This is a genomic window from Variovorax sp. P4_D9, assembly GCF_056401695.1.
On record NZ_JBFUIU010001082.1, the window covers coordinates 1 to 2500 of the forward strand.

Below are 2500 nucleotides of genomic sequence, written 5' to 3' on the forward strand. Positions count from 1 at the left end.
GGCCATGCTGCGCTTGTTCACGATCACCGTCTTGGCCTTGTAGGCCTCCAGGATCGGCATGCCGTAGATCGGCGTGCCCTTGGTGAGCGCGGCCGGGTTCACCACGTCGTTGGCCCCCAGGATGATCGCCACGTCGGCCTGCGCGAACTCGCCGTTGATGTCCTCCATCTCGAACACCTGGTCGTAGGGCACCTCGGCCTCGGCCAGCAGCACGTTCATGTGGCCCGGCATGCGGCCCGCCACCGGATGGATCGCGTACTTCACCGTCACGCCCTTGTGGGTSAGCCTCTCGGCCAGCTCGTTCACCGCGTGCTGCGCGCGCGCCACCGCCAGGCCGTAGCCCGGCACKATGATCACCGTCTCGGCGTTGCTCAGCATGTAGGCCGCATCGTCGGCGCTGCCGCTCTTCACCGGGCGCTGCTCCTGGGCGCCGGTGGCCGCCGTGGCCGCCTCGCCGCCGAAGCCGCCCAGGATCACGTTGAAGAACGAGCGGTTCATCGCCTTGCACATGATGTAGCTCAGGATCGCACCCGAGGAGCCCACCAGCGAGCCCGCCACGATCAGCATCGCGTTGTTCAGGCTGAAGCCGATGCCCGCGGCCGCCCAGCCCGAGTAGCTGTTGAGCATCGACACCACCACCGGCATGTCGGCGCCGCCGATCGGGATGATGATCAGCACGCCCATGACAAACGCCAGCAGCACCATCGCGAGGAAGGCGGCCCAGCTCTCGGTSGCCATGTACAGGAGGCCCAGCCCAATGGTCARSAGGCCCAGCACCAGGTTCAGCATGTGCTGGCCCTTGAACTGCACCGGCGCGCCCTGGAACAGGCGGAAYTTGTAYTTGCCCGAGAGCTTGCCGAAGGCAATCACCGAGCCGCTGAAGGTGATCGCGCCGATSGCCGCGCCCAGGAACAGYTCCAGCCGGTTGCCCGCCGGAATSGCGTAGCGCAGGAAGCCGTCGATGATGGCCGCCCCTTCGGGCGTGTTGACGCCRACGGCAGCGGCCACCGGGGGCGGCGTGATGCCGAAGGCCCAGGGCTCGACCACCGCGGCCACCGCGATGAAGACGGCCGCCAGGCCGATCATGCTGTGGAAGAAGGCCACCAGTTCGGGCATCTGCGTCATCTCGACCGTCTTGGCGCGGTAGGCGCCATAGCCGCCGCCGACCACCAGGCCCAGCAGCACCCAGGCCATGCCCATCGCCTTGCCGCCCGAGAGCTGCACGATCAGCGCCGCGGTGGTCAGGATGGCGATCGCCATGCCGACCATGCCGAAGATGTTGCCCCGGATGGACGTTGTCGGGTGGCTCAGGCCCTTCAGGGACTGGATGAAGCAGATGCTGGCRATGAGGTACAGCAGCGTGACGACGTTCATGCTCATGCTGCATTCCCCTTGCCCGCTGMCGGTGCTGCCTTCTTGTCCTTCTTCCTGAACATCTCGAGCATGCGCCGGGTGACCAGGAAGCCGCCGAAGACGTTGACCGCGGCCAGCGCCACGGCCAGCACGCCCATGGTCTTGCCCAGGCCGCTCTCGGTCAGCGCGGCCGCGAGCATSGCGCCCACGATCACGATCGCCGAGATCGCGTTGGTGACCGCCATCAGCGGCGTGTGCAGCGCCGGCGTGACGGTCCACACCACGTGGTAGCCGACGTAGATCGCCAGCACGAAGATGATCAGGTTGATGACGGTGTGGGATACGGGGTCCATGGCTTCTCCTCGGCGATTCGCGGGTTCTTACTTCTTGGTGACCTGGCCGTCCTGCGCCATGCGGCAGGCCGCGACGATGTCGTCCTCGAGGTCGATCTTCAGACCGCCCTCCTTCGGCAGCACGAGCTTGAGGAAGTCGAGCACGTTGCGCGCATAGAGCGAGGACGCATCGGCYGCCACCAGCGCCGCCAGGTTGGTCTCGCCGACGATCGTCACGCCGTGCTTGACCACCGTCTTGTCGGCCTCCGACAGCGGGCAGTTGCCGCCCTTCATCTCTCCGTTCACGTCMGGSCCCTTGCCGGCGGCGATGTCSACGATCACCGAGCCCGGCTTCATCGACTTGACCATGTCCTCGGTGATGAGCGTGGGCGCGGCGCGCCCCGGGATCAGCGCGGTGCTGATCACGACGTCGGCCAGCGCCACGCGCTTGGCGACCTCGACCTGCTGCCTCGCCAGCCAGCTCGCGGGCATCGGCTTGGCRTAGCCGCCGACGCCGACCGCGGCTTCGCGCTCCTCGTCGGTGTCATAGGACACCTCGATGAACTTGCCGCCCAGCGACTCGATCTGCTCCTTGACCGAAGGTCGAACGTCCGACGCCTCGATCACCGCGCCCAGGCGCTTGGCCGTGGCGATGGCCTGCAAGCCGGCCACGCCGACACCGAGGATCACGACTCTCGCTGCCTTCACGGTGCCGGCCGCGGTCATCAGCATCGGGAAGAAGCGCTGGTACTTGTCGGCGGCGATCATGACGGCCTTGTAGCCGGCGATGTTGGCCTGCGACGACAGCACGTCCA

3 protein-coding genes are annotated in these 2500 nt (G+C 67.1%); all 3 read right to left on the reverse strand.

What is annotated here, in order from left to right; all coding sequences use genetic code 11:
- Nucleotides 1–1380: NAD(P)(+) transhydrogenase (Re/Si-specific) subunit beta (locus AC1DY5_RS51170; RefSeq protein WP_478121936.1), on the reverse strand; the 1380-nt coding region annotated here is incomplete at its 3' end.
- The gene (locus AC1DY5_RS51175; RefSeq protein WP_478121937.1) at nucleotides 1377–1706 is read right to left on the reverse strand and encodes an NAD(P) transhydrogenase subunit alpha part 2; all 330 of its coding nucleotides are present in this window, start codon (nucleotides 1704–1706) and stop codon (nucleotides 1377–1379) included. The genes AC1DY5_RS51175 and AC1DY5_RS51170, both read right to left, overlap by 4 nt.
- Before the next feature lie 27 nt (nucleotides 1707–1733).
- A partial coding sequence (locus tag AC1DY5_RS51180) for a Rossmann-fold NAD(P)-binding domain-containing protein (RefSeq protein ID WP_478121938.1) occupies nucleotides 1734–2500 on the reverse strand: 767 nt, incomplete at its 5' end.